Here is a 24108-nt window from a genome sequence, read left to right as displayed (position 1 = left end):
TCATTGCACATCGCCTTCCCTTGTCCTGCAAGTGCTTTCTATTCACGCTTTCGTTGAAGTTCACGGGCAGAGACCGTGACGGAAAGGCCCTGGCCCCTCAATATCTTCGCCAACGCCTCGCTCATTGCGACGGACCGGTGCTGACCCCCGGTGCAGCCGACCGCAATCGTCACAAAATGCTTGTCCTCACGCGCATAGCCACGAATCGCTGTCAGAATAGCCTTCGAGTAGTAGTCGAGGAACTCATGAGCCTGAGGACTGGAAAGAACGTAGTCGCTCACCGGTTTGTTCAGTCCGTTGAGTTCGCACAGCTGAGGCACCCAGAACGGGTTGGGCAGGAAGCGCACATCCGCGACGAAATCTGCATCGAGAGGAAGGCCGTACTTGAATCCGAAACTGAAGATATGCACGGTTACGGTCTGTGGCCCCTTGCCCAGAAGGGCATCGTAGAGCTTGGTCGAAAGCTGATGAACGCTCAGATGCGATGTGTCGATGACGACGTCCGCACGTTCCTTGAGATTCGAAAGCAGCTCATGCTCCTCATTGATGCCGTCGATCAGTCGGCGTCCATGCTGCAAGGGATGAGGCCTGCGCACTGATTCATAACGCTTGATGAGCACGTCATTGTCGGAGTCCAGGAACAGAATCCGGTATTTCACTCCCAGGTCGTCAAGATGGCTGAGAACCGCAGCAAGATCATCGAAGTATGAACGCGAACGCACGTCGATTACCGCTGCCAGCCTATGCACCTTCGAACCCGAGGAAGTCATCATGTCCACAAGCGGAACAAGCAACTTGGGCGGAAGGTTGTCCACGACATACCAGCCCATGTCCTCGACGCTGTCTGCCGCACGGGAGCGGCCAGCCCCCGACATGCCCGTGATGAGCAGGACTTCGAAGTCGTCGGCAGGTTCCGGTGAGGAATCCTCCCCATCCCGTTCGCGGGCCGAAGCTATGTTCTCGCTCATCTGAGGGCCTCCTGAACTGCCTTGCGCATCGTTTCATCGAGATCCGACGGCATATCGGCCTGCGCCGTTCGTGTCATCAGTGCTAGCTGAGGTATGGCTTGATAAATCAGCATTTCCTCTCCTGTTATCACGGCAGCGCCTAGCTGTCTACATGTCTCAACGAACATACTAGGGCGAGGTTTATACACCACGTCAAGAACGGTTGCGTTCAGCGCCATCCCCGCCTTGCGCCAGAGGGACGCAAGGGGATCTGCGGCATGGGACGGCAATGTGGAAATGACGAAGCGTCTTTCGTCGATGTCCTTCGCAACCCGGTCCATGGGCCATGTCGATGCTGTCATCGACAGTGTTTCGGACAGCCCTCGCAGTCGTGCGGATGCAGCCTCGTTCCTTGCGACGATGTCTACGTGCCCCATGCCGAGTTCTGCACATGCGGCGATGGCCGATGCTGCGGTATTGCCGCTCCCGATGACCACTGCATCGTGGAGATTCGAACGATCTGCACCACCTTCGGCATGCTCGAGGGCTCGGACGATGCCCTCCACATCGGTGTTGTAGAGCGAGATGTCAGGCCGCATGCCCGTTCCATCCTGCCAATGGAAAATCGCAGTATTGGCGACCTTCAAGGCACGCGACCAAGTATCACTTGGCTTTCCGAAAGGCATGATCGTTTTTTTCAGCGGCATGGTCAGACTCAGCCCTGCGCATTCCTGGTCAAGGGAGTCGATGAAAGCCTGAAGACCATCCTGCGTGACGTCACGTCGGCAGTAGTCCCATCCATCGAGGTTCAGCCGTCGATACCCAGCCCGATGGAGGACAGGCGAAAGCGAGTGGGCGATCGGGCTTCCCAGCACCGCACAACGATGTTTACCCAACTGCACGCGTTCTCCTTCTTCCCGGCTGCCAGCCCACGATCATCTCCACACCGACCGATATGCGGCACGCATGGGTCCAATCATCCTTCACAGGCAGTCTTCGCGACCGCCCGGGCTTCTTCCGATTGTGCCATGCTCTCATAACAACCGAGGAAACATAGCTGAATGCGTAAAAAGCCCCCCCTCGCCGAAGACCTCACAGCAGTCAAGAACGAATCGCAGAACTCCATCGCATTCGCATCAGCCTGAAGCATCGCATCAGTCTTGGAAAACGGCTCAGTTCGAGGAACCATCGGAACCGTCCTGGCTGTCACTGGCATGCAGGGCTTGATAAATCGCGTCGGCCTTTGCAGCCCCTATGCCGCTGACCTTGCAGAGCTCCTCTCTGTCTGCGCTCCTCATCGCCCGGACCGATCCGAAATGACGGAGAAGCCGTCTCTGATATGAGGCTCCTATACCCGCAATCCCATCCAGCTCGGAACGCAGCGCACCCTTCCGCCTTTTCTGACGGTGATAGGTGATGGCAAATCTATGTGATTCGTCCCGCACTCGCTGCAGCAGGTACAGGCCCTCCGACTGGCGCTTGAGGATGATCGGATAGTCATCGTCCGGAACCCAGACCTCTTCGAGCTTCTTGGCAAGGCCGCATAGCGCGACATCCGTTATTCCGGAATCGTGCATGGCTCTCTGCGCCGCGGTCACCTGAGGCTTTCCGCCATCTACCACAATCAGATTCGGCTTGTATGCGAAACGGTGAGGGGCGACGCGCTGCTGCACGATTCCATCCGAGGATTCGTCGACTTGCTCACCTGATTCCCGCGCAAGTTCGATCTCACGCTGGTTGCTCATGTCTTCGCCCGAATCACCGGCGACATTGCCATGCTTGAATCTTCGCATCAATGTCTCATATATCGCAGAGGTATCGTCGATCGCCCCATTGCCATCGTTGCCGCGTATGGAGAATCTTCTATATTCGGATTTCTTGGAGACCGCATCCTCGAACACCACCATGGAAGCCACCTGGAAAGCGCCGCCGATGGTGTTCGAGATATCGTAGCATTCAATGCGCAAGGGAGCCTGCTCAAGCCCCAAGGCCCTTGCGACGTCGTTCATGGCCTCGGTTCTGGCACCGATGTCACTTATCCTGCTCATCTTGCTTCGCAGCAATGACTGCCCGGCGTTGGCGTTCGCACGCTCAAGCAGCGCCTTCTTCTCTCCACGCTCGGCGACATGCATCCTGACTGCGGATCCGCGCTTCTCCGAGAGCCATGTCTGCAGGGATTCCATACGACTTGGCACGAGCGGAAGAATCACTTCCCTGGGAATCGGTGAGATTGGGGCAAGCAGATCCTCACGCCCGGTCGTCTCCAGCCGTTCGTGGCGTTCTCGAGTTGCCTTGGAGCGGGCAAGGGCATCCGTTGCGGTGATGTGCTGGGTTGAGCCAAGGGCGTCGCGCGCTCTTGAGACGGAAATGCCCGCATTGTGAGATGAATGCTCTGGCGGCACAGATGAAGCAGTCGGTGCGACGCTTCTCATCTGCGATTCGTTCTCCTCCAACAGCACGGAATATACCTGAGTTATCAGATCGCTCACGAGCTCCTCGTCGCTGACATCCTCGACACGCTCGACGCTCCAACTCCGTTCGCCGCGTATCGCGCCCGATCTCACGAAAAAGGCATGCACGGACGCTTCCAATTCGTCGGAGGCCAGTCCGAATACGTCCGCATCCACATCGCTGTCGAAGACCACTGCATTCTGCTCGATGACGGTTTTCAGCATCCCTATCTGATCGCGCAATCGTGCAGCCTTTTCAAAGTTGAGATTCTCGCTCTCTTCACGCATCTGGACCTTGAGCGACTCCAGATATCTCGATCCGAGTCGACCGGTCATGATGCCGATGATTCTCTCCTGATTGTGCCGGTAATCGCTCAGGAGCTCAGGATCGATCGTCTGCATCGTGACTTTCGAACGGTCGTACACCCCGGGCGTGGCATCGGAGATCGGAAATGCGATGAGGAGCCTGTCCAAGGTTCTGCGCAAATCACGAACTTTCGCGTAGGGTCCGAAATATCTGGTATTTCTGCGGTTTCTGCTTCGCGTGATCCAGATCCTCGGCAGCTGGTTGCCCACGGACATCGCAAGATACGGGTAGGTCTTGTCATCGCGAAACACCACGTTGAAGCGAGGGTCGAATTCCTTGATCCACGTGTATTCCAAGGTGAGCGACTCAAGCTCCGTCCCCACCACGGTCCATTCCAGACTTCGTGCGGTAAGCACCATCGTCTGGGTTCGTGGATGCATCTGGGACAGGGGCTGGAAGTAGTTCGTGAGACGGTTGCGCAGGTTCTTGGCCTTGCCGACGTAGATGACGCGCCCTTCGCCGTCACGCCACTTGTATACGCCGGGCTGATTGGGGATATCCGAAGTCCGGGGCCTGAACAGGTCACGGCTGTCTCCAAGCAGAGGAGCGCCATTCCTGTTCAGCCTGCGCGTCGGCGCATCACCGGTCTGCGAACCGGCCATGGCAGTCTGCGAATGCTGAATCAATGAGTGGGCGCGCATCTGCCATACCTGTGGGGAGTGTCGTTCTATGAAGCCGTTGGTCATCCGTCACATCTTATCTGTGCTGTCTATCATATTGTGCCTTGAAGGGAACCGGTTATGAGTCGGCAGGGCTGGGAACATGTCAGCATTCCAGCGACACGACGCCGGTGCAGGGTTCGGTCCGCATCATCTTTCAAGCAGCGGTCTGAGGTATTTGCCCGTCCAGCTTCGAGGATTCCTGGCAACATGTTCGGGAGTGCCCTCGTCCACAATCGTACCGCCGCCATCACCGCCTTCGGGTCCGAGATCGACAAGCCAGTCCGCACTCTTTATGACATCGAGATTATGCTCGATCACGATAACCGTATTGCCTTTGTCGACCAATCCCTGCAAGACCTTCAGCAGCTTGCTGACATCCTCGAAATGCAATCCCGTCGTGGGCTCGTCAAGTATGTATACGGTGGTTCCATCCGAGCGCTTCTGCAATTCCGTTGCGAGCTTCACGCGCTGGGACTCACCGCCGGAAAGCGTCGGCGCTGGCTGTCCCAGACGGATATAGCCCAATCCGACATCGACAAGCGTCTTCAGATAGCGATGGATCGATGGATACGATCTGAAGAATTCAGACGCCTCCTCGATCGGCATGTTCAGAACATCGGCGACGGTCTTGCCGTTATAGGTGATTTCCAGAGTCTCCCGGTTATATCGCTGCCCATGGCACACCTCGCACTGCACATATACGTCGGGAAGGAAGTTCATCTCTATCTTCAGCGTGCCGTCTCCATGGCACGCCTCGCAACGACCACCCTTGACGTTGAACGAGAAGCGGCCTGGACCATATCCTCGAACCTGCGCCTCCGGAGTCTTCGCGAACAGCTGCCTGATCTTGTCCCATACCCCGGTATACGTCGCCGGATTCGAACGTGGAGTGCGTCCGATCGGATTCTGATCGACGTGGATGACCTTCTTGAGCTGATCCACACCTTCGATCCTCGTGTGCTTGCCTGGAACGATGCGGGCCCCGTTGAGCCTGTCCGCAAGCGCAGGATACAGGATCGAATTGATGAGCGTCGACTTTCCGGAACCGGATACGCCGGAGACGACGGTCATCACCCCAAGTGGAATGCGTGCGGTGATGTTCTTCAGGTTGTTTTCCCGCGCACCGACGACCGTGAGCTGCTTGGACCTATGGATCTTCCTGCGCTTTCTGGGAACTTCTATGGAACGTCTGCCTGCGATGTAATCGCCCGTGATCGAGCCCGCCGCACTCGTGATCTGGGCAGCCGGCCCAGAGAACATGACCCTGCCGCCATGCTCCCCCGCACCCGGACCGATATCCACCACCCAATCGGCCTCTTCGATGGTCTCCTCGTCGTGCTCCACGACGATCAAGGTGTTGCCAAGATCACGCAGATGATGCAGTGTCTCGATCAGTCGCTCGTTGTCGCGCTGATGCAGGCCAATGGAAGGCTCATCGAGAACATACATCACGCCGACCAGCCCAGATCCGATCTGGGTCGCCAGACGGATGCGCTGGGCTTCTCCGCCCGACAGCGTCGCGGCGGCGCGGGAAAGCGTCAGATAGTCCAGACCGACATCGTTCAGAAAACCTAGGCGTGCTCGGATTTCCTTCAACACCTCGCCTGCGATCTTCGCCTTGGCGCCCTCGAGATGTAGCTCCGAAACCCATCGAAGGCCTTCGACCACCGGCATGTCGCACACATCGGCGATGGATTCATCGCTGACCGTCACCGCCAGCACCTCAGGCTTGAGTCTCTTGCCCTTGCAGGTCTGGCACGGGATTTCTCGCATATACGATTCGTAGTATTGCCGCATCTGATCCGAGTCGGTTTCGTCATGCCGTCTCATCAGCGTGCGTATGACACCCTCGAAGCCGGTCGAGTATTCACGCAGCCTTCCCCATCGATTCCGGTATGAGACGCTCACCTTGAACTCGTGACCGTAGAGAACGGCATGGCGGACGTCGCTGGGGAGCTCCTTCCATGGGGTCTTCATGGAGAAGCCCATCTCCTTCGCGAGCGCATCGAGAAGGTGACGGTAGTAGTCAGTCGTGGACTTCGTCCCTCCCCAAGGCTCTATGGCTCCCTCAGCCAATGATTTGTCCGGGTCGGGAACGACGAGCTCGGGATCGATCTCGAGACTGAAGCCCAGGCCCGTGCATGTCGGGCACGCACCGTAGGGAGCGTTGAACGAGAATGTGCGAGGCTCTATCTCATCGAGTTCCAGGGAGTGTCCGTTGGGGCAGCTTCTGTGCTCGGAGAACGGTTGGCGGCGTTCGGCACTGTTCTCGTCAACGTCCACAAAGTCAGCGACGACGGACCCGTGGGCCAGCCGAAGTGCGGTTTCTATCGAATCGGTCAGGCGTTGGCGTATCCCGGATTTGAGCACCAGACGGTCGATCACGACCTCTATCGTGTGCTTCTTCTGCTTCGTCAGCTTAATCTCGTCATTGAGCTGACGCATCGTCCCATCGATCAGCGCACGGGCGTATCCGTCCGAACGCAGGGTGTCGATCAGCTCGACGAATTCGCCCTTTCGCCCGCTGACGACGGGGGCCAGAACCTGGAATCTTGTGCCGTCACTTCGACCGAGCAGGGAGTCGACAATCTGCTGGGGCGTCTGCGCGGTGACCAAGGCGCCGCATACCGGGCAGTGAGGTATTCCGGTGCGGGCAAACAGCAGACGAAGATAGTCATATATTTCCGTTATCGTTCCAACCGTCGAACGGGGATTGCGGTTGGTGGTCTTTTGATCGATGGAGACTGCGGGACTTAAGCCCTCGATGAAATCGACATCGGGCTTATCCATCTGTCCAAGGAATTGACGGGCATAGGCCGAAAGCGATTCGACATATCGCCGCTGACCTTCCGCAAAAAGCGTGTCGAAGGCGAGCGAAGACTTTCCCGAACCCGAAAGTCCCGTAAACACGACCATCCTGTTACGTGGGAATTCCAGATTCACGTTCTTGAGGTTGTGCTCGCGCGCACCCTGAACCACGATCTTACGATCGTTGGGAAGTGCTGAGATATCGGCGATGAGCGTGCTTTCCGTGGCTTTCATCGGTGGATTGTGGATAAGGTCATGCACGCGGTCGAGCTGTGCCGCCTTCTCTTGCGATGCTTGTTTTTGCAATGTCTGCACTATGGATTCGCTTCTATTCGTAGACAATTCGTGGACTTGAGATGAACCGTGATTATCGTACCCCCATTGAAGCATATATTTCGAACATCTGTTCGATTTTCTCACTGGGCGTTTTGCATTCGCAGCGCGTCATGCCAGGCATCTATTACGAATATGTGCAAGACTGGGCGTAGCGCAGAAGATGAGGCGATCATCGCAACGAGGGGGATACATATGGCTGAGCGGCAAACAGGTTCCGACCAAGCACGGGAGTCGGCCGAATCGTTGAATCCCCTTGACCCGCCCTCATTCCCAGACGACGGAAACTCAGATGACAGCGTTTCGTACGGCAACGTTTCAGATGACAACGTTTCAGATGACAACGTTTCGTACGACAACATTGAAGGCAGGACGGTCGGCACGCGGACCGCAGACGACTCCACCGTTTCGGAACCATCGCAGGATTTGACTGCCGACGCCAATGAGAAGATTCCGGTCGAGTCCACCGGCAACCCCAGCAGTGACCCCACCAGCGAGCCCAAGACGAAACGCGTTTCCCAGACAAGCGTGCTCTGGATCTGCTGGGCGATCATGGTCGCATTCAACGCATATTCCGAACTTGGCCGCCTCGGAGGAACGACGACCGGCGAAATATCCAACAGGGAGTTCGCCTGGTTCACCCCGGCAGGATACGTCTTTGCAATCTGGGGTGTGATCTATATCGCGTTGGCGGTCTTTCTTGCGGTTCTCCCCCGGGAGCATCTTCCACTGCTCTGGAGCACGGGTTTCAACGCAGTAGGCATCCTCTTCGTCGTCAGCTGCATCCTCAATGTCAGCTGGCTTATCGCATGGCACTATGAGCAGTTCACGGCAAGCATGATCATCATCGTCGCCGTCGCCATTTCGGTATGGCTGATGTATGCCTTGCTCAGACGCGCAGGTGCTGGAATCCTCGCATGGGCACCGATCTCGATATATGCAAGCTGGCTTGCTGTCGCCACATGCGCGAACGCGTCGTACCTCGCGGTTCATCAGTATCCGAACGTGGATACGACGGTGCAGGCAACCACCACATTCTTCCTGCTCATCCTCCTGCTTGGCGGTGCATTCGCCATTCGTACCAGATTGCAGGATTGGGTCAGCCCTTTGGTGGTCATATGGGCAGCCATTGGCATCGGGGTGCGCCTCTTCGATTCTTCCGCCCCCATCGGAGTCATCATCATCGCGATGACGGCCATCGGCGCGCTGCTGATTTATTTCCCGTGGGGACATTATTCGATCGTTCCGAACGCACAGGCCGGCGCGCAGACGAAGGACTGAGCGCCGTCAGGCGTTTCGCGCATTCGGTCACCGTCATCGTCATTGTCAGCGTCATCGTCATGCTGGTATGGCTCGCCTAATCGCTCAATCAGGGCCAATGTTATGATGGTCGATTGGGTTTGCAGGCAAGGTCTGCAAAATCGTGCGCATGACGCGCTTGGACAATATCTCACGATGAAAAAGGCAGGATGAGGCATGGCAATAGAGGCACAGGGCCTGGAGATTCGGATTGGCGCCCGACTATTGCTTTCAAGCACGAATTTTCACGTATCGAAGGGCGACCGCATCGGCCTTGTGGGACGTAACGGCGCAGGAAAGACCACGCTCACCCGAGTCATCACGGGAGATATGCTCCCATCTGCCGGCAAGGTGCATGTGAGCGGCAAGCTCGGCTATCTTCCACAATCGACGCATGCGGCCGATCCAAACCAGACAGCGCTTGACCGTGTCATGAGCGCACGCGACATCGCCTCGATCATCACGCGGCTGCGCAAGTCAGAAATCGATATGACCAATCCGGATCCCTCAATCATGGAAAAGGCCATGAACAGATACGACAGGGCCTTGCAGGACTTCGAGCAGGCCGGCGGATACGCGGCCCAATCCGAGGCGATCGCCATGGGTGAAAGCCTTGGACTCGACCAGGAAATCCTCAAGCGCACGCTCGGAACGCTTTCCGGAGGGCAGCGACGACGCATCGAACTAGCGCGGATTCTTTTCTCCGACGCAGACACGCTGATTCTTGATGAGCCGACCAACCATCTTGATGCCGACTCGATCGAATGGCTGAAGAACTATCTACGTCACTTCGAAGGAGGATTCCTGGTCATCTCCCATTCGACAGAGCTCCTGGACGAGACCGTGAACAAGGTCTGGCATCTCGACGCCCAGCTTGGCCAAATCGACGCCTACGCGCTTGGCTGGAAGGCTTATCTGAAGCAGCGCGTGGTGGATGAAGAGCGTCGCCGCCGTGAACGCGAGGTTGCCGAGAAGAAGGCGGACCGCCTGATGAAGCAGGGCCTGCGCCTGCATGCGAAGGCGACGAAGGCCGTCGCCGCGCAGAATATGATGCGCAGGGCCGAGCGGCTGCTCGAAGGCACTCAGGAGGCCCAGCGCGATGAAAAGGTCGCGGACCTTCGCTTCCCTGAGCCAGCCCCATGCGGCAGGACACCGATTATGGCCAAGGACATCTCCAAGGCGTACGGGTCCAACATCGTGTTTGCAGGAATCAACCTTGCCATCGACAAAGGCTCCCGCGTCGTCATCCTCGGATACAACGGCGCCGGAAAGACAACCACCCTGCGTCTGCTTGCAGGCATCGAGAAGCCTGATACCGGTGCCGTGGAATTCGGGCATGGTGCCAAGATCGGTTATTTCGCGCAGGAGCATGACACCTTGGATAACGAGGTGAGCGTTCTGGAGAATCTTCAGCACGTCGCTCCGCAGCTCGACAACACACAGGCAAGGACCATCCTGGGTTCCTTCCTGTTTTCAGGTGAGGATGCCATGAAGCCGACATCCGTCCTCTCGGGAGGAGAGAAGACACGTCTGGCGCTGGCGACTCTGGTAACGAGCCGTGCAAATGTGCTGCTGCTCGACGAACCGACCAACAATCTGGATCCAGCGAGCCGTGACGAGATTTTGAAGGCCATATCGAAGTATGAAGGGTCAATCGTGCTCGTGACCCACGATGAGGGAGCCGTCCAGGCCCTGAATCCAGAGCGAGTGCTGCTGATGCCTGATGGCGACGAGGATCTGTGGAACGACGAATATCTTGATCTTGTAGCCGAAGAGTAGTGCCCACGGGTAGAGTTGATGTGAGAACGGCAGTTCAGTGCGTTGACTTCGATTCGGGGGTAGATTGCAATGTCATCAACATTTCTCAATGCTTCACAGACTTCGAATCCGCGTGCCACCACGGCTGTGGGAGGGGATTTCCTGTGCGAGGCCTTTGACTCGCAGACCATTCGAACGATGGAAAAGCCGCTCCTGGACATGGGGGTTCCGCTCATGCGAACGGCTGCTGCGGCAGTTGCCACGACCGCACGGGTGATGCTTGCTCATATCGACGTCGATCTTGACCAGGCTGATGTCGTCGTCCTCGCAGGAGGTGGAGACAACGGCGGCGACGGTCTGTATGCCGCGGCCGAACTCAGCAAGGCGGGGGCGACCGTCAGCGTCGTCGCCGTTGGACGCAGCCTTCATCCCCAGGGACTGGAGGCATGCCTGCGCGACGGAGCGGAAATCGTCGCTCTTGACCCCAATGCCATCATCCCAGGTTGCGTAACGCCATCCGATGCCGAAGAGAGCTCGCAACGTCTCGAGGACACGCTCGCATACGTATCCTCATCGCATCTGGTCATTGACGCGATGACGGGAATCGGCCTGCATGGCAGTCTGCGTGGCATCCCTGCGGCCATCGCCATCGCCTTGGGCGAGGATGGAACGCTTCCCGAACGCCCTGCCCTGCCCAGCGGCATCGAGGCTCATGAGCTGCCCCTGGTGCTGGCGGTGGACGAACCGTCTGGAATCGGCATCGACGACGGAAGCCTTCCAGGAGCCTACATTCCCGCAGACGTCACCGTCACCTTCGGCGCTCCGAAGCCCTGCAACATGCTGCCGCCTGCGGCGTATGCATGCGGTCAGGCAACGGTCGTCGACTTCGGATTCGACACCGAGCATATCGAGCCTTCGGTACGGGCCACGACCATCGACGCATCCTCTCAGTGCATGCGATTGCCTTATCTGAGTGATTCCAAGTACACGCGCGGGGTCGTCGGTCTGGTGACCGGTTCGGACCGCTATCCGGGCGCCGCAGTCATGTCGAGCAAGGCGGCGGGCCTGTGCAATGTCGGCATGGTTCGCTATTGCGGACCGCGCCGCGCCGAGGACATGGTACTTACCGCGATGCCCGAGGCGGTCATGGGTGCAGGTCATGTGCAATCCTGGATATTGGGCTCAGGCGTCACAGTGGATGAGGACGACGCGCAGCGAATTAGGATACGACGCATACTGTCCGGCTATGACACGGCCAACGGCGAGGGACGAGGCACGGACCCAGCCGATGAGAACGAATCTGAAATCCCGGAGTCTGGGACGGATGAGGCACGGGAGACACGTCATAGCATGAACGATTCCGCAAGGCTCACGCTTTCCGTGAACGCATCCGAAGGGACGAATGCCGCATCGGAGGAATTCACCCAGCCCTTCGTCATCGCCGATGCGGGAGCCCTGTCCCTTCTTCCCGACCACGTTTCGGCAAACGTCATTCTCACACCCCATGCAGGCGAGCTCGCTTCGCTGCTCTCCGCCCGGGGTGAGGAGGTCTCGTCACAGGACGTTCAGGCGGAACCTCTGAAATGGGCGACCCGCGCCTGGGAACTCACGGGTGCGACCGTGCTGCTCAAGGGCGCCATAACCCTGGTCGTCTTTGATGACGGTCTGGGCAATCCCTCCGTGCTCACATCGGGATTCGCTCCGGCTTGGACAGGCACGGCAGGTTCGGGCGACGTGCTGGCCGGTGTGATCGGCGCAATCGTTGCCCAGAATGCGGATGCCTTACGCGAGAATCCATACGGCATAGGCGAATGCGTGGCAGCGGGCGCATACCTTCATGGCATCGCCGCAAGAGTCGCTTCCGGCTCTTATCAGCGCGGATGGACGCTTCCTCTACTTTGCGATCCGCATCATGCACGCGACTACGTCCAACGTCTGGGCACCGTGCTCGAAGGCGGATCGTATGCGACGAAGCCGGTCCTTGGGCATGCGATCGTCGCCTCGGACATTGTCGCCCAGATTCCCCCGGCGCTTACGCTGCTCATTGAGAATCAGGTCAGCTACATCGCGGAACTTGCAGAGGACGCCGTGGAAGACGACGCGGAGGATACCGTGGAAGACGACGGCAACGACGACATCGCACATGACGGGGATGCAGATTCAGATGACGGCGAGATCGTCGAGATGGACGACATCGATGGTGACGACATGGCAAGTGACGACATCGATGACAATGACGATGACAGCGATGACAGCGGTGACACAGATGGTACCGACGCCGACATCGCAGGAACGAATCATGATGGCTCCCGAGACGCATGAGGCAAGGGCGGCAGCGATCCTCTCCTCTCATAAGGTCGGGAACACTGGCCATAAGGCTCGGCAAGTCACCGCACAGGTTCAGGGAAGCTGACACAGGTCCCAGGAGCCGACACAGGCGTTGTAACAGGTTTCAGATTCGATACTTCGGAGGTGAGTGTTCGATGCTTATCATCATGCGACATGGTCAGAGCACATGGACGGACAAGTCGGTGAATCGCTTCGCCGGCTGGGTCGATATTCCACTGACTCACATCGGGATCCAACAGGCGCAGCATGCTGGTGAGCTGCTGCGGCAGTCCGACATTCGACCTGACTATGTCTTCACCTCGCTTCTTCGCAGGTCCATCGTGAGCGCCGACATCGTTCTCGATGCCATTGACCGCTCATGGCTGCCGGTGCAGCGATCCTGGAGGCTGAACGAACGTCACTATGGGGCGTTCCAAGGCGAGACGCGTCCGGCGATGCTTGACCGATATGGCGATGAGATGTTCGCAACCTACCGTCGCTCCTACGATGTTCGACCACCTGAGATAGATGTGAATTCACCCTATTTCCAAGGCTCAGATCCTCGATATTCAGACTCGTTCAGCGATGGTCTCGATGACAGGGACCCCTCCCTCATCAGAAGCGAATGTCTGAAGGATCTTGCCGAGAGACTTCAGCCATACTGGGATTCACGCATCGCACCGTTGCTCGTCGCAGGCAAGACGGTGCTGGTCGTCACGCATGGCTCCGTGGTGCGTGCGATCGTCAAGATGCTGGAGCAGGTCAGTGACGAGGCCATTCGTTCGATCAACGTTCCCACAGGAGTGCCGATGGCCTACTCCTTCTTGACTCGCGCCGATGGAAGCCTTGCAGTTGATGGACGCGGGCGATATCTCGATCAGCAGGCCGCGGAACGTGGCATGGCTGAGGTGTCGGCGCTCGGCCGCGCGCCGCGCTGAACGGTTGCGAGGAACTGAAGTTCGATTCCTGGGAAGGCACATGGCGCACGGCATTCCTTTTCGCTCAGTGTATCGGCACTATGGCAAACGGGATTTGACCCATGCTTGTTATAAGCAACTTGAGCAAAATAGTCTTTTGCTATAAATTATGCATATGACCCTGCTGCAGTTGAAATATATCGTCAAGATCGTCGAATGCGGTTCGATGAACGAGGCCTCCCATGAATTGTATGTGTCGCAGCCCGCGTTGAGTTCCTCCGTGAAGGAGCTCGAGAATGAGCTGGGCATCGACATCTTCACCCGTTCGTCCCAAGGCATCGCGCTCACCGTCGATGGAGCGGAATTCCTCACATACGCACGCCAGGTTCTCGATCAGGCGTCACTGCTCGAGGAACGCTATAAGAATGCGAAGCCTCGCAAGCAGCTCTGCCGTGTTTCCACCCAGCATTACATGTTCGCCGTCGAGGCTTTCGTCGAGATGATAAGCTCGACGAATTCGGACGAATATGAATTCACCATTCGTGAGACGCGCACGAAGGACATCATCAATCAGGTCGCGAACATGCAGTCGGAGATCGGCATCATCTATCTTTCCGATTTCAACAAGGATGTGCTGGGAAAGCTGCTTCGCGGCAAGCATCTTGAATTCCACCCGCTGTTCAGGGCAGGATTGCATGTGTTCCTGTCAAGAAACAATCCTCTCGCCGCAAAGTCGAAGATCACGATGAAGGATCTGGAACCATATCCCTTCCTGCAATACGAACAGGGCGAGGAGGGCAGCTTCTACTTCGCGGAGGAGGCCGTCTGGCCGGAATACTCCCCCAAGCAGATCAACGTCACGGATCGAGCCACCATCTTGAACTTCATCGTGGGACTCAATGGCTACACCGTCTGCACCGGCATCGACAACGAGGACCTGAACAACGAGAAGATAGTCACGGTGCCTCTTGAATCGGAGGAGTCGATGCTGGTTGGCTGGATCACCAACGAACGTGCCAAGCTTTCCAGTGCGGCGAGCATGTATCTCGACAAGCTTCGCAGCGTCGTGGACTCGCACGGCTACGACATAATCGACTGAATCAGCGACCACCGTCAAGGCACTCCCGCCATCGTGCAGGCATTCGAACCATGAACACTGTGAAATTCGCTTCCCGCTGCCGGTTGACTCATGGATAATGGTGCATGGAAATGAATTCCATATCGAATGATGGGGGTGCGATGGGGACAAGCTTGGAATTCGTCGAGTATGTGTGCGACGAAGTTCGTGAGGCGGGCGCCGTTCGATACCGCAAAATGTTCGGCGACTACATGGTCTATGTCAACGACAGGCCGCTGCTGCTCCTCTGCGACAGCATCGTGTACGTCAAGATGTTGCCTTGCATCGAGGATCTGATGAGCGATGCCGAACGCGGCATACCCTATCCAGGTGCAAAGGTGCATTACATTCTCGACTTCGAAAACCGGGAGCTCGCGCTGCCAGTAATCGCACGGCTCGAGGAAGTCACGCAGATACCGAAGAAAAGGCAAAGAAGTGCGCGAACCTCCAAGGCCCCCAAGATTCCCAAGACTTCCATGTCTTCACGGAATTCCGCGTCTTCGGGGAATTCCGTGTCGTCCAAGTCCGCTCCGCAATCCGGAACAGAACGATAGCGGCCCCGGATAGGCAAGGGCATTGAGATCTTTCAGCACGCCACGAAAGGAAGACTATGGACACAGCAGCGTTGCCACCGATCACGGATCCCATTGGCGATTACATCGCCTTGCAACCGGCTGACATGCAGTCTCGCCTATACGCGGTGCATCAGGCAATCAAGTCGGCGCTTCCCGAGGCCACGGAGAAAATGGCGTATGGAATTCCAACCTTCTGGCAGGGAAGGAATCTGATTCACTTCGCCGCCTTCACCAGGCATATCGGCATCTATCCAGGCAGCAAGGCCATCGAAGCGTTCAAGGACAGCCTGACGGCATACAGAACCAGCAAGGGGACCATCCAGATCCCCAATGGCAGTCCTGTCCCCCTTGATCTCATTCGGGAAATTGCACTCTGGAGCAAGGACCATAACGCCCGCTGATCCAGATCGCATTTATCCGACATCCTCCCGATGCGGACGCAATGCGAGACATCCGGCCGATCCATGGGTTCATCGCAGTGGAACGATTGAATGCGTTTTCCCCTATGTCGATTTTCAGGCGTGTGCCCCAAAGTCACGAAAGGGGTGGACCGAATCGTAATTCGGTCCACCCCTCGCGAACAGCCCTTCGATCGGACATGCCCGATCCTCAGGCTTTAGAAGAACTGGCGCATGATGTCCTTCAACGGTGGCATCGAAGGAATCTTCCAATAGTTCTCAAGGTATTGGGTGCCATACTTCGTGTACCCCTTGGCCTCCTCGCCGACGATCTTGCCCGGCAGTGGCGCATTGTCCTTCACATAGACGTTGATGAGCACCGGCCTGTCGCTTTCCCCATAAGCCTTCGCCAGTGCATCCTTGAATTCGGCATTGCTGCGGGCGGTGTAGCCGACGCCACCGGCAGCCTCGGCGAACTTGGCGTAATCCATGTCTTCCAGATCTATCTCGTAGTTCAGCTGACCGGCACTCTGCTGTTCATACTCGATGAAGGCGAGCTTCTGGTTGTTGATGACGACCTGGATGATCGGCAGCTTGTACTTGACTGCGGTCACGAAGTCCTGCATGACCATGGCAAAGGCACCATCACCGGAGATGCTGATGTTCTTTCTTTCCGGGAATGCCTCGGCTCCGGCGATGGCGCTTGGCAGGCCACAGCCCATGGTGCCAAGCCATGCGGAGATGGAGTATTTCTGCGTTGGCTGAACGTGGAGGAAACGCGCCCCCCACGACGTTGACGTGCCCACGTCGATTGAATAGACGGCATCCTTCGGCGCGGTCTCGTCGACTGCGGCAAACACTGCCTCTGGCGATGCGGGAGAGGTGTTCAGTCCACGCTTCTCCGACATCCACCTGTTCCAGCTATCCATATCCTTCTGGCATGCGGTCAGGAAGCGGTCATCGGTGCGCACCGCGCCCTTCTCATTCAACTGCGAGATGACGGCAGCGGCGTCGCCATCGATGGCGACGTCAAGTGCATACCGGCTGCCCAGGTTCTCGGGGCAGGTATCGATCTGGATGCACTTTGCCTGGCCCTCTGCTGGCAGATACGGGGTGTACGGGTAGTTCGTCCCGACCATAAGCAGCAGATCCGTCGACTTCATGGCTTCGTATGCAGGCTTGGTGCCCAGCTTGCCGACGTTGCCCAAGCTGTTCGCATGGTCATCGGCAATCGTTCCCTTGGCAGGCATCGTGAGGATGAACGGAATATGGTTCGTCTCGACGAGGCGTTGCAGTTCCTTGCCCGCATGCTCCGCGCCCTTGCCAATCAAGGCGAGTGGCTTCTGGGACTGCGCTAGCATCGTGGCGATCTGATCTATCTGGGCGTCGTCAACCTTGGGGGCATTCAGTCCGAATGCAGTGGCGCTGTCCTGATAGCTTCCGCTGACCTTGTGATCGGGAAGGTCATCGGGAATCGTCAGCACGGCGACGCCCTTCTTCGTCATGGCTGCACGGATTGCGGAATCGACTATCTTTCCAAGATTGTCGGATGCGCTGATGGTCTTGTTGAAGACAGCTACGTCGTCGAAAAGCTTCGGGGTGTTGACCTCCTGGAAGTAGCCCTCGTTGATGTCGCCGGTCGTCACCTGACCGAGCAGCGCAAGCACAGGGACATGATCCATCTTCGCGTCATACAGACCGTTCAGCATGTGAATCGCACCAGGACCGCCGATGGAAAGGCAGACTCCCAGTCCCCCGGTTAGTTTGGCGCTGGACGCCGCTGCGAGTGCCGCGACTTCCTCATGCCTGACCTGCACGAACTTGATTTTGTCCTGGTTGCGGCGCAAGGCGTCCACCGTGGTATCAATCGAATCACCGGGCAAGCCATACACATGCTTGACATTCCAGTTCATCAGAACACTGACCAGCTGATCAGCCGCTTTTGTCGACATCTACATTCCCCTTTTTGCTAACGCGTGCTGTTATGCGTGTTGTTTCCCCAAAAATAGCGGTTCTACATACATGTATGTTAGTGAGGCGCATGCGTCCAAGGCCGGATTTCCAATGTCTACTTCATTACACTTCAATCGCATGGCAGATGATGTTTCGCCATTTTCCGCGGAAAGTCGGTGGTTCCGAGTCATCGCAATGTGACGAAGGGCACAGTCATGCGGCAAGGCGCTGTTCGGATTCTGGAAATGATCGAGAAGTCAGAGCTCGTTCAGCGAGTTCGATGCAACTGTTTTTTGCCATATATATCGAATTCCACATCGAGAATTCAAGTTTTGAGAACTTGGCTGAGTATAAACCGTTGAAAACGGCGTCATGACGGTCGATCCGATGCAGTTTTTGGGCTTTGCTACTTGAGCAAGTTCTCAAAACTTGACATGTCGGCCGATGCGGAAGATCGTTCGAGTCAGATGCGGGCATTCCGGCAGAATCGTGCCGTCTCCTGCGTCGCCGCGAGTGCGGCATCGGACCTTTGCGCCCGATCAGCAGCCATATTCGATGAAGTAGTCATGCGCCTGCTCCTGAAGTTGCTCCGAGATGATGGGCGTGCCGTCGGCCTCGGTCATCTGAGCTGCCGTGTCGAAGATCTCCTGAACGTTCGCGATGCTGAACACCGGGAATCCGAACTCCTTCTCCACCGATGCCACCGCAGACAGCTTTGAGCCATTGATATGCTCCATGCGATCGACGCTCAGCACCAATCCCACGATCTCTACATCCGCCTGGCTCTTCAGCTTCGGAACCACTTCGTGGATGGCCGTGCCGGCAGTCATCACATCGTCGACAAGCAGTACCTTCATGCCATCGCGAAGCTGCGTTCCGACCATGATGCCGCCATCGCCGTGATCCTTGGCTTCCTTGCGGTCAAAGGTATATCCCACGGGCATGTCATGTGCTGATGCGAGCGCAATCGATGTCGAGACAGCCAGTGGAATGCCCTTGTATGCCGGACCGAAGACCGTGTCGATGTCGACGGGCAGATCGCCGCTCTTGACGGCCTGCACGATGGTCTGTGCGTAGAATTCACCCAGAAGCGCTATCTTCTCGCCATTGTCGAAAGCACCGGCGTTGATGAAGTATGGTGACTTTCTGCCTGATTTCAGCGTAAAGTCGCCAAATCGCAAGGCTCCAACCTGCAAAAGGAACGAGGTGAACCTCTGACTGATCGTCTCACCATTGATTGGGTCAAAAGCTACCATGTGCGTCCTTCCGCAAGTTTCTCGGCCAACTCAGGTCGAGTGTCCAACAGATCGTCAAGCTCCCGTGCGATTCGCAGAGGCGCTATAGGATCGAGCAAAGCCGCAGCTCCGACCTCCACTGCATTCGCTCCCGCATAAAGGTACTCCAAAGCATTGTCACCGCTCGAGATGCCACCGATGCCAATGATTGGAATATCGGGCAGCGCTCTGCGAACCCGCCATACAAAGCCAAGGGCGATCGGGAATATGCACGGGCCGGAGACGCCACCGGTTACGTTGGCAAGAATCGGCTTTCCCGTGCGCGTGTCGATTCTCATGCCAACCAGGGTATTGATGAGACTCAGGGCATCGGCTCCGGCATCGACGGCAGCCTTGGCGATGCTGACGATATCGGTGACATTGGGAGAAAGCTTGACGATCATGGGCTTGTCCGTTATGCCACGGAGCTGTGATATGAGGTGATGCAGCGCGTTCACATCGGTTCCCACTGACATTCCCCCATGCGAGACGTTCGGACAGCTCACATTGATTTCCAGCATGTCGCATGGCTTGTCGGCCAGGCGTTCCACCACCCTGATGTAGTCCTCGTCGCTGTGACCGGCGACATTGGTGATGACATTCGCGCCCATGCGCTTGAGAATCGGCAGATCGTTGGCCAGATAGTGATCGAGGCCGGGGTTCTGCAGTCCGACCGAGTTCACGGTGCCTGCCGGGGTCTCCGCGGTTCTTGGCGTCGGGTTGCCTTCCCATGGAACGATCGAGACGCCCTTCGTCGAGACGGCGCCCATCTGAGAGACATCATAGAATCTGCTGCACGCCTCCACGTTGAAGGTTCCCGATGCCGTTCCCACGAGATTCTTCCATGGCACTCCTGCGACCATGGTCGAATGCTTCCATGGCTTCGTCACCATCCCCTGCAGATTCTGAGGCGATGGTGCTGTCGTCACAGATGTCATTTTTCGTCCTCCCATCCCAGTTCCTGTGCGGTGAACACGGGTCCATCGAGGCAGACTTTCTTGCGGCCGTGAATCGTGTCCACGACGCACACCACACAGGTTCCGTATCCGCAGCCCATGCGCTCCTCCAGGTTGAACTGCGTGGGGATCGAGCGTCTTGATGCCCAACCTGCGATGGCCTTCATCATCGGCGTAGGACCGCAGGAAAGTATGACGATTCGATCCGAACCCTGCGCCAGTTCATCTTCCATCCTGTCGAGCACGGTAATCACATTGCCTTCCGTCTCATCGATGCTGCGCACATCCTCGGTGTATCGGCCGACGATCGCATCGGCGAAATGATTCCTCCGATATCCAAAGATCGCCGTGACCTGCTCTGTGCGGCCCTCGCGATGGAGTTCCTGCGCTGCCTGAATCAGCGGGGGTACGCCAAGACCTCCACCGACGAGCAGATAGCGGGCTGAGGCATCCAGGTCAAAGCTTGTGCCCAAAGGCCCCAGCACATCGATCCGATCCCCTGCCTTCAGGCGCGAGAACTGTGCGGTTCCTGCTCCGACAATAGCAAACACGAAGCTCACCTCGTCGCCGTGAATCTCGCATATGCCGAATGGTCGCGGCATGAGTCGAAGCCCGTCATGCGTATAGAGGTTCGCAAACTGTGCAGGCTGCGCGTGTTCGGCGATGTATCGGTCTCGGATGACAAGCTGCACCACGCCCTCGTCAAGCATGTCGACGCTGACTATCGGAACCGTATGCCTTGACGGAAGATAGCTGGCACCGTCGATCACGACGTCTGAGCTCCCACCGCCGTGGGCAAGACCGCCCTGCCGAGAGGCTTCACTGCAGCTTGCATCCCGTGCAGACACCGAAAGTCCAGAAATCTCATTATGTGGACAATTCTCATGATTCGGACTCATGTGCCCATATCTCTCAGCTGAGGAATCCTCGTTCGAAGCCTTGATCCGCGTCGGGATGAATTGGTTCGGCATCAGGGCCTTTCGTTCAATGCTGTGTTCAGCTTCGCTCGCATGTCGAGCGCCGCCCGGCGAGCGTTCATCCCCACAAGATGCAGGGAATCTTCGATGGAAAGCGGGCCCTTGCAAGCCGGATCCTTGCGCCAGGCACCGATGATGCCCCGCGAAGAGTTCACAATCGCACCCTCACCATGAATATCAAACATAGCGGCCACGTCAGACGCTGTCCCCCCCTGCGCGCCATAGCCTGGGATAAGGAACATCGTATGCGGCATCCGGGCTCGAAGCGCCGCACCGACTTGCGGATGCGTCGCACCGACGACTGCCCCGACACGCGAGAAACCATGCGTCCCAAGGGATTCGGCGCCCCATTGCTCCACCCGGTCGGCAACATGTTCGTAGAGTCGCTCCCCGTTCTCGGTCATCAATTCCTGGAATTCGTCGCTTGACGGATTCGATGTGCGTACAAGCACAAAGATGTCCTTGTCGGCCTCATCGGCGGCATCGACGAATGGGACTATGCCATCCGAACCGAGATATGGGTTGACCGTCACAGAATCCTCGAACCAAGGGAATGATCCGATTTCCCGGTCTGAATGCGAAGCGTGGACCGCCGCGGCATCCGTTGCAGCCGCATTGGCACCAGCGCTGGCGGCTTCGCGTGAAGGCTGTGCCGTCTCATCTTTCGGACGAGCGATGCCCGAAAGATGAGACGCGTATGCGGCCGCCGTCGAACCGATATCTCCGCGCTTGATATCGCCGATCACATGGAGGCCAGCATCATGCGCCATCCGACATGTCTGCGCGAAGGTGAGCACGCCCGCAGGCCCCAAGGCCTCGTACATCGCAATCTGAACCTTTACGGCAGGAACGATATCCTTCACTGCGTCGATGATGCTGGCGTTGAAGTCCATGAATCGCTGATTCAGTGCGGCGACCCACAGCTCCTGGCCCTTCACCGTATCAAAGTCTCCGATCCCTGCTTCCATGCCCTCCAGCAGCTGCGGTGGAAGCAGGGAGACCGTGGGGTCCAGGCCCACGACGCTCGGGTTATCGAAATTCCGTATGGCTTCGACTAGTTTGTCCATAATCCCTTTCCATGCCCTCTGTCTTGTCTTGCTCTGTCTTGTCTTGCTCTGTTTTTCCTTGCCTTGGCCCTGTTCTTGCCTTGCCCTTGTCGAATGGCTCCTAAGGACGAGCGACGAGCCATCTCGGTCCGTTCAGCGTCATCGAAGTCGTCACCAAGGTCGCCGCCAAACTCATCACCAAGGTCGCCGCCGGCATGGAGGTCAGCATCACCGAAGCTTGTCTTCACCGGTCAGCCGCGAAACTTCAGTCAGCCGCGACGCAGGGATCCGGCTGAAGGCGATCCGCCCATCGAGGATCGTCGCCTGTGCCCTGCCGGAAACCTTCATGCCCTCGAATGGCGTATTGCGCGCCTTCGAATGGAAGTTCGCCGACTTGACCGTCCATGTGCCACGTGTGTCAAGAATCGTGTAATCAAAGGCGCTGGAATTCACTGCGCTGCGATTCAACCCGCTCAGATCCAGGATTCGGCGTTCAGGGGCTCCTCTGTCCGAACCATTGCCTTGGGATTCGGCCTCGACGTTGTCGGAGTCCTCTGCCGTTGCGGCCTGCGTGTCCAGCAGCCGAGGAATGTCAGGGGCTTCGAAGCCCATCAGCCTCGCAGGGGCAACCGACATCAGCTCGATAAGCCGCTCGTCGTCGATCGCTCCGCTATCGACCAGAACCCGATGGCATACGCCATAGGCAGTCTCCAAGCCGATGATGCCATTGGGCGACTTCACCATGCCCTGCATCTTCTCGTGCATGGTGTGTGGCGCATGGTCGGTGGCAAGCATGTCCACCGTCCCGTCGGCCACGGCAGCAATCGTGGCATCGCGGTCGGCGGCGCTTCGCAACGGCGGATTCATCTTCGCCAAGGTCTGGAAACGCTGCACATCCTCGTCACAAAGGGCCAGATAATGCGGTGCCGTCTCACATGTGACCGGCAGCCCTTCGCCCTTGGCCTTGCGTATGGCGTCGAAGGCAAGCGCGGTGCTCACATGCTGCAAGTGCATGTGCGTGCCGGTCTGCCGTGCGAACTCGATGTCCCGGGCGACTATGGCAAGCTCCGTGGCAGCGGGGATGCCTGGCAGACCGAGATGCCTCGAAGTCACGCCATCATTCATCACGCCCGTCTCGTGGTGCTCGCAATGATCGAGTATCGGCAGCGAGAAGCGCCTGGCATTGGCGCCGACCTCGGCCAAGGTCCGTGAGGTCACCGCGGAACCGTCATCGCTTATCGCAACCAGCGGATGTTCGGCCATCGCCGCATCCGACGGGTCCAGGGCGATCTCAGAGCGCAGATATCGCATCCAGTCCTGAGGATCGCTTGCCTTGAGCCCAGACCTTCCGACGCTTGCGCACACACTGAGCAGGAACTTTGCAGGCAGAACGACACCATGCGACTGCGCGTAATGCTGAAGATAATCGATCACCGAATCATGGCCTGACTCGCGCATGTCTTGTATGCCATCTGCATCGTCCGATCCTGCCGAGGCGACATCGACATGTCTTCCGTCCATGGCTGGAGCTGTGTTCGGCATCAGCAGGACGGTGGTGAACCCGCCTGCCGCAGCGGCGCGGCAGCCCGAAAGCATGTCCTCCTTGTCACGCTGACCTGGATCGCGGAAATGAACGTGCGGATCGCACAGTCCAGGCGCAATCGTGAGCCCATCTGCGTCGATGTGAATGCTTCGTTCGCAGACTGAACCATTCGGAAGGACCGGCTGCTGCGAAAGGGCCGTCCTTGCCGATCCGCCGCCCTGGGTCGCGGGGGTCTGCAGATTGGAGAACAGTCCCCCGTCATCGATGGCATCGTTCAATGCCGCCGGTGGCAATGCCACATCAATGATTTCACCGCTATTCCAGACGCGGAGTCCATGGAAAACGACGCGGAACAGACCACGGGCAGCATGTCGAGAGGCATCCGGCGGCTGCATTGATG

Annotated in this window: 17 protein-coding genes; 7 read left to right on the top strand and 10 right to left on the bottom strand. The window is 57.7% G+C overall.

Annotated features, from left to right (window positions below; all coding sequences use genetic code 11):
- Nucleotides 1–38: 38 nt before the first annotated feature.
- From rapZ to uvrA, 4 genes are all read right to left on the bottom strand, one after another.
- Complete coding sequence (gene rapZ, locus QN062_RS00485; protein ID WP_369341694.1) at nucleotides 39–968, bottom strand: RNase adapter RapZ; 930 nt, start codon at nucleotides 966–968, stop codon at nucleotides 39–41.
- Entirely contained in the window at nucleotides 965–1849 is an 885-nt protein-coding gene (locus QN062_RS00480) for a shikimate dehydrogenase (protein ID WP_369341693.1), read from the bottom strand. The genes rapZ and QN062_RS00480 overlap by 4 nt, the downstream gene beginning before the upstream one ends.
- Before the next feature lie 270 nt (nucleotides 1850–2119).
- Nucleotides 2120–4450, bottom strand: coding sequence for an excinuclease ABC subunit UvrC (gene uvrC / locus QN062_RS00475; protein WP_369341692.1), 2331 nt, complete (start codon nucleotides 4448–4450; stop codon nucleotides 2120–2122).
- A 123-nt stretch (nucleotides 4451–4573) separates the two neighbouring features.
- The gene (gene uvrA / locus QN062_RS00470) at nucleotides 4574–7468 is read right to left on the bottom strand and encodes an excinuclease ABC subunit UvrA (RefSeq protein WP_369342612.1); all 2895 of its coding nucleotides are present in this window, start codon (nucleotides 7466–7468) and stop codon (nucleotides 4574–4576) included.
- 294 nt (nucleotides 7469–7762) lie between these two features.
- Here uvrA and QN062_RS00465 point away from each other — a divergent pair, with 294 nt between their 5' ends.
- The 7 genes from QN062_RS00465 (at nucleotide 7763) to QN062_RS00435 (ending at nucleotide 15962) form a co-directional block, all read left to right on the top strand.
- Nucleotides 7763–8848 carry a TspO/MBR family protein gene (locus QN062_RS00465; protein ID WP_369341691.1) on the top strand — a complete coding sequence of 362 codons (1086 nt, stop codon included), beginning with the start codon at nucleotides 7763–7765 and terminating at the stop codon, nucleotides 8846–8848.
- A 195-nt stretch (nucleotides 8849–9043) separates the two neighbouring features.
- Nucleotides 9044–10645 (top strand): ribosomal protection-like ABC-F family protein, encoded by a 1602-nt coding sequence (abc-f, locus tag QN062_RS00460; RefSeq protein WP_369341690.1) that lies wholly within the window; start codon nucleotides 9044–9046, stop codon nucleotides 10643–10645.
- A 69-nt stretch (nucleotides 10646–10714) separates the two neighbouring features.
- Nucleotides 10715–12946: a bifunctional ADP-dependent NAD(P)H-hydrate dehydratase/NAD(P)H-hydrate epimerase gene (locus QN062_RS00455; protein WP_369341689.1), complete on the top strand. Its 2232-nt coding sequence runs from the start codon at nucleotides 10715–10717 to the stop codon at nucleotides 12944–12946.
- 161 nt (nucleotides 12947–13107) lie between these two features.
- Nucleotides 13108–13890: a 2,3-diphosphoglycerate-dependent phosphoglycerate mutase gene (locus QN062_RS00450; protein ID WP_369341688.1), complete on the top strand. Its 783-nt coding sequence runs from the start codon at nucleotides 13108–13110 to the stop codon at nucleotides 13888–13890.
- A gap of 154 nt (nucleotides 13891–14044) precedes the next feature.
- Entirely contained in the window at nucleotides 14045–14968 is a 924-nt protein-coding gene (locus tag QN062_RS00445) for a LysR family transcriptional regulator (protein WP_369341687.1), read from the top strand.
- 104 nt (nucleotides 14969–15072) lie between these two features.
- Nucleotides 15073–15540, top strand: a complete 468-nt coding sequence (locus QN062_RS00440) for a hypothetical protein (protein WP_369341686.1) — start codon at nucleotides 15073–15075, stop codon at nucleotides 15538–15540.
- Nucleotides 15541–15596: 56 nt separating this feature from the next.
- The gene (locus QN062_RS00435; RefSeq protein WP_369341685.1) at nucleotides 15597–15962 is read left to right on the top strand and encodes an iron chaperone; all 366 of its coding nucleotides are present in this window, start codon (nucleotides 15597–15599) and stop codon (nucleotides 15960–15962) included.
- Nucleotides 15963–16177: 215 nt separating this feature from the next.
- On the opposite strand, the gene QN062_RS00430 is transcribed toward QN062_RS00435, so the two are convergent.
- The 6 genes from QN062_RS00430 to QN062_RS00405 form a co-directional block, all read right to left on the bottom strand.
- Nucleotides 16178–17911: a pyruvate oxidase gene (locus QN062_RS00430; protein ID WP_369341684.1), complete on the bottom strand. Its 1734-nt coding sequence runs from the start codon at nucleotides 17909–17911 to the stop codon at nucleotides 16178–16180.
- Between the two features lie 540 nt (nucleotides 17912–18451).
- Entirely contained in the window at nucleotides 18452–19168 is a 717-nt protein-coding gene (gene pyrE / locus QN062_RS00425; protein ID WP_369341683.1) for an orotate phosphoribosyltransferase, read from the bottom strand.
- Nucleotides 19162–20124 (bottom strand): dihydroorotate dehydrogenase, encoded by a 963-nt coding sequence (locus QN062_RS00420; RefSeq protein WP_369341682.1) that lies wholly within the window; start codon nucleotides 20122–20124, stop codon nucleotides 19162–19164. Before QN062_RS00420 ends, pyrE begins: the two co-directional genes overlap by 7 nt.
- Nucleotides 20121–21041 (bottom strand): dihydroorotate dehydrogenase electron transfer subunit, encoded by a 921-nt coding sequence (locus QN062_RS00415; RefSeq protein WP_394854728.1) that lies wholly within the window; start codon nucleotides 21039–21041, stop codon nucleotides 20121–20123. Before QN062_RS00415 ends, QN062_RS00420 begins: the two co-directional genes overlap by 4 nt.
- 71 nt (nucleotides 21042–21112) lie before the next feature.
- Nucleotides 21113–22186, bottom strand: a complete 1074-nt coding sequence (pyrF, locus tag QN062_RS00410) for an orotidine-5'-phosphate decarboxylase (protein ID WP_369341680.1) — start codon at nucleotides 22184–22186, stop codon at nucleotides 21113–21115.
- A gap of 207 nt (nucleotides 22187–22393) precedes the next feature.
- Complete coding sequence (locus QN062_RS00405; RefSeq protein WP_394854727.1) at nucleotides 22394–24103, bottom strand: dihydroorotase; 1710 nt, start codon at nucleotides 24101–24103, stop codon at nucleotides 22394–22396.
- Between the last annotated feature and the right edge of the window lie 5 nt (nucleotides 24104–24108).

Origin of the sequence: Bifidobacterium sp. WK012_4_13, from assembly GCF_041080835.1 — a bacterium.
GTDB lineage: Bacteria > Actinomycetota > Actinomycetes > Actinomycetales > Bifidobacteriaceae > Bombiscardovia > Bombiscardovia fermentum.
This window is presented reverse-complemented; position numbering and strand designations above follow the sequence as displayed.

Bases quoted from the DNA above. Each gene is read 5' to 3' on its own strand.
- pyrF (WP_369341680.1), bottom strand. From the start codon at position 22,186: ATGGACAAACTAGTCGAAGCCATACGGAATTTCGATAACCCGAGCGTC.
- QN062_RS00440 (WP_369341686.1), top strand. From the start codon at position 15,073: ATGGAAATGAATTCCATATCGAATGATGGGGGTGCGATGGGGACAAGC.
- uvrC (WP_369341692.1), bottom strand. From the start codon at position 4,450: ATGACCAACGGCTTCATAGAACGACACTCCCCACAGGTATGGCAGATG.
- QN062_RS00415 (WP_394854728.1), bottom strand. From the start codon at position 21,041: ATGAGTCCGAATCATGAGAATTGTCCACATAATGAGATTTCTGGACTT.
- QN062_RS00430 (WP_369341684.1), bottom strand. From the start codon at position 17,911: ATGTCGACAAAAGCGGCTGATCAGCTGGTCAGTGTTCTGATGAACTGG.
- QN062_RS00445 (WP_369341687.1), top strand. From the start codon at position 14,045: ATGACCCTGCTGCAGTTGAAATATATCGTCAAGATCGTCGAATGCGGT.
- pyrE (WP_369341683.1), bottom strand. From the start codon at position 19,168: ATGGTAGCTTTTGACCCAATCAATGGTGAGACGATCAGTCAGAGGTTC.
- rapZ (WP_369341694.1), bottom strand. From the start codon at position 968: ATGAGCGAGAACATAGCTTCGGCCCGCGAACGGGATGGGGAGGATTCC.
- QN062_RS00420 (WP_369341682.1), bottom strand. From the start codon at position 20,124: ATGACATCTGTGACGACAGCACCATCGCCTCAGAATCTGCAGGGGATG.
- QN062_RS00435 (WP_369341685.1), top strand. From the start codon at position 15,597: ATGGACACAGCAGCGTTGCCACCGATCACGGATCCCATTGGCGATTAC.
- QN062_RS00450 (WP_369341688.1), top strand. From the start codon at position 13,108: ATGCTTATCATCATGCGACATGGTCAGAGCACATGGACGGACAAGTCG.
- uvrA (WP_369342612.1), bottom strand. From the start codon at position 7,468: ATGAAAGCCACGGAAAGCACGCTCATCGCCGATATCTCAGCACTTCCC.
- QN062_RS00455 (WP_369341689.1), top strand. From the start codon at position 10,715: ATGTCATCAACATTTCTCAATGCTTCACAGACTTCGAATCCGCGTGCC.
- abc-f (WP_369341690.1), top strand. From the start codon at position 9,044: ATGGCAATAGAGGCACAGGGCCTGGAGATTCGGATTGGCGCCCGACTA.
- QN062_RS00405 (WP_394854727.1), bottom strand. From the start codon at position 24,103: ATGCAGCCGCCGGATGCCTCTCGACATGCTGCCCGTGGTCTGTTCCGC.
- QN062_RS00465 (WP_369341691.1), top strand. From the start codon at position 7,763: ATGGCTGAGCGGCAAACAGGTTCCGACCAAGCACGGGAGTCGGCCGAA.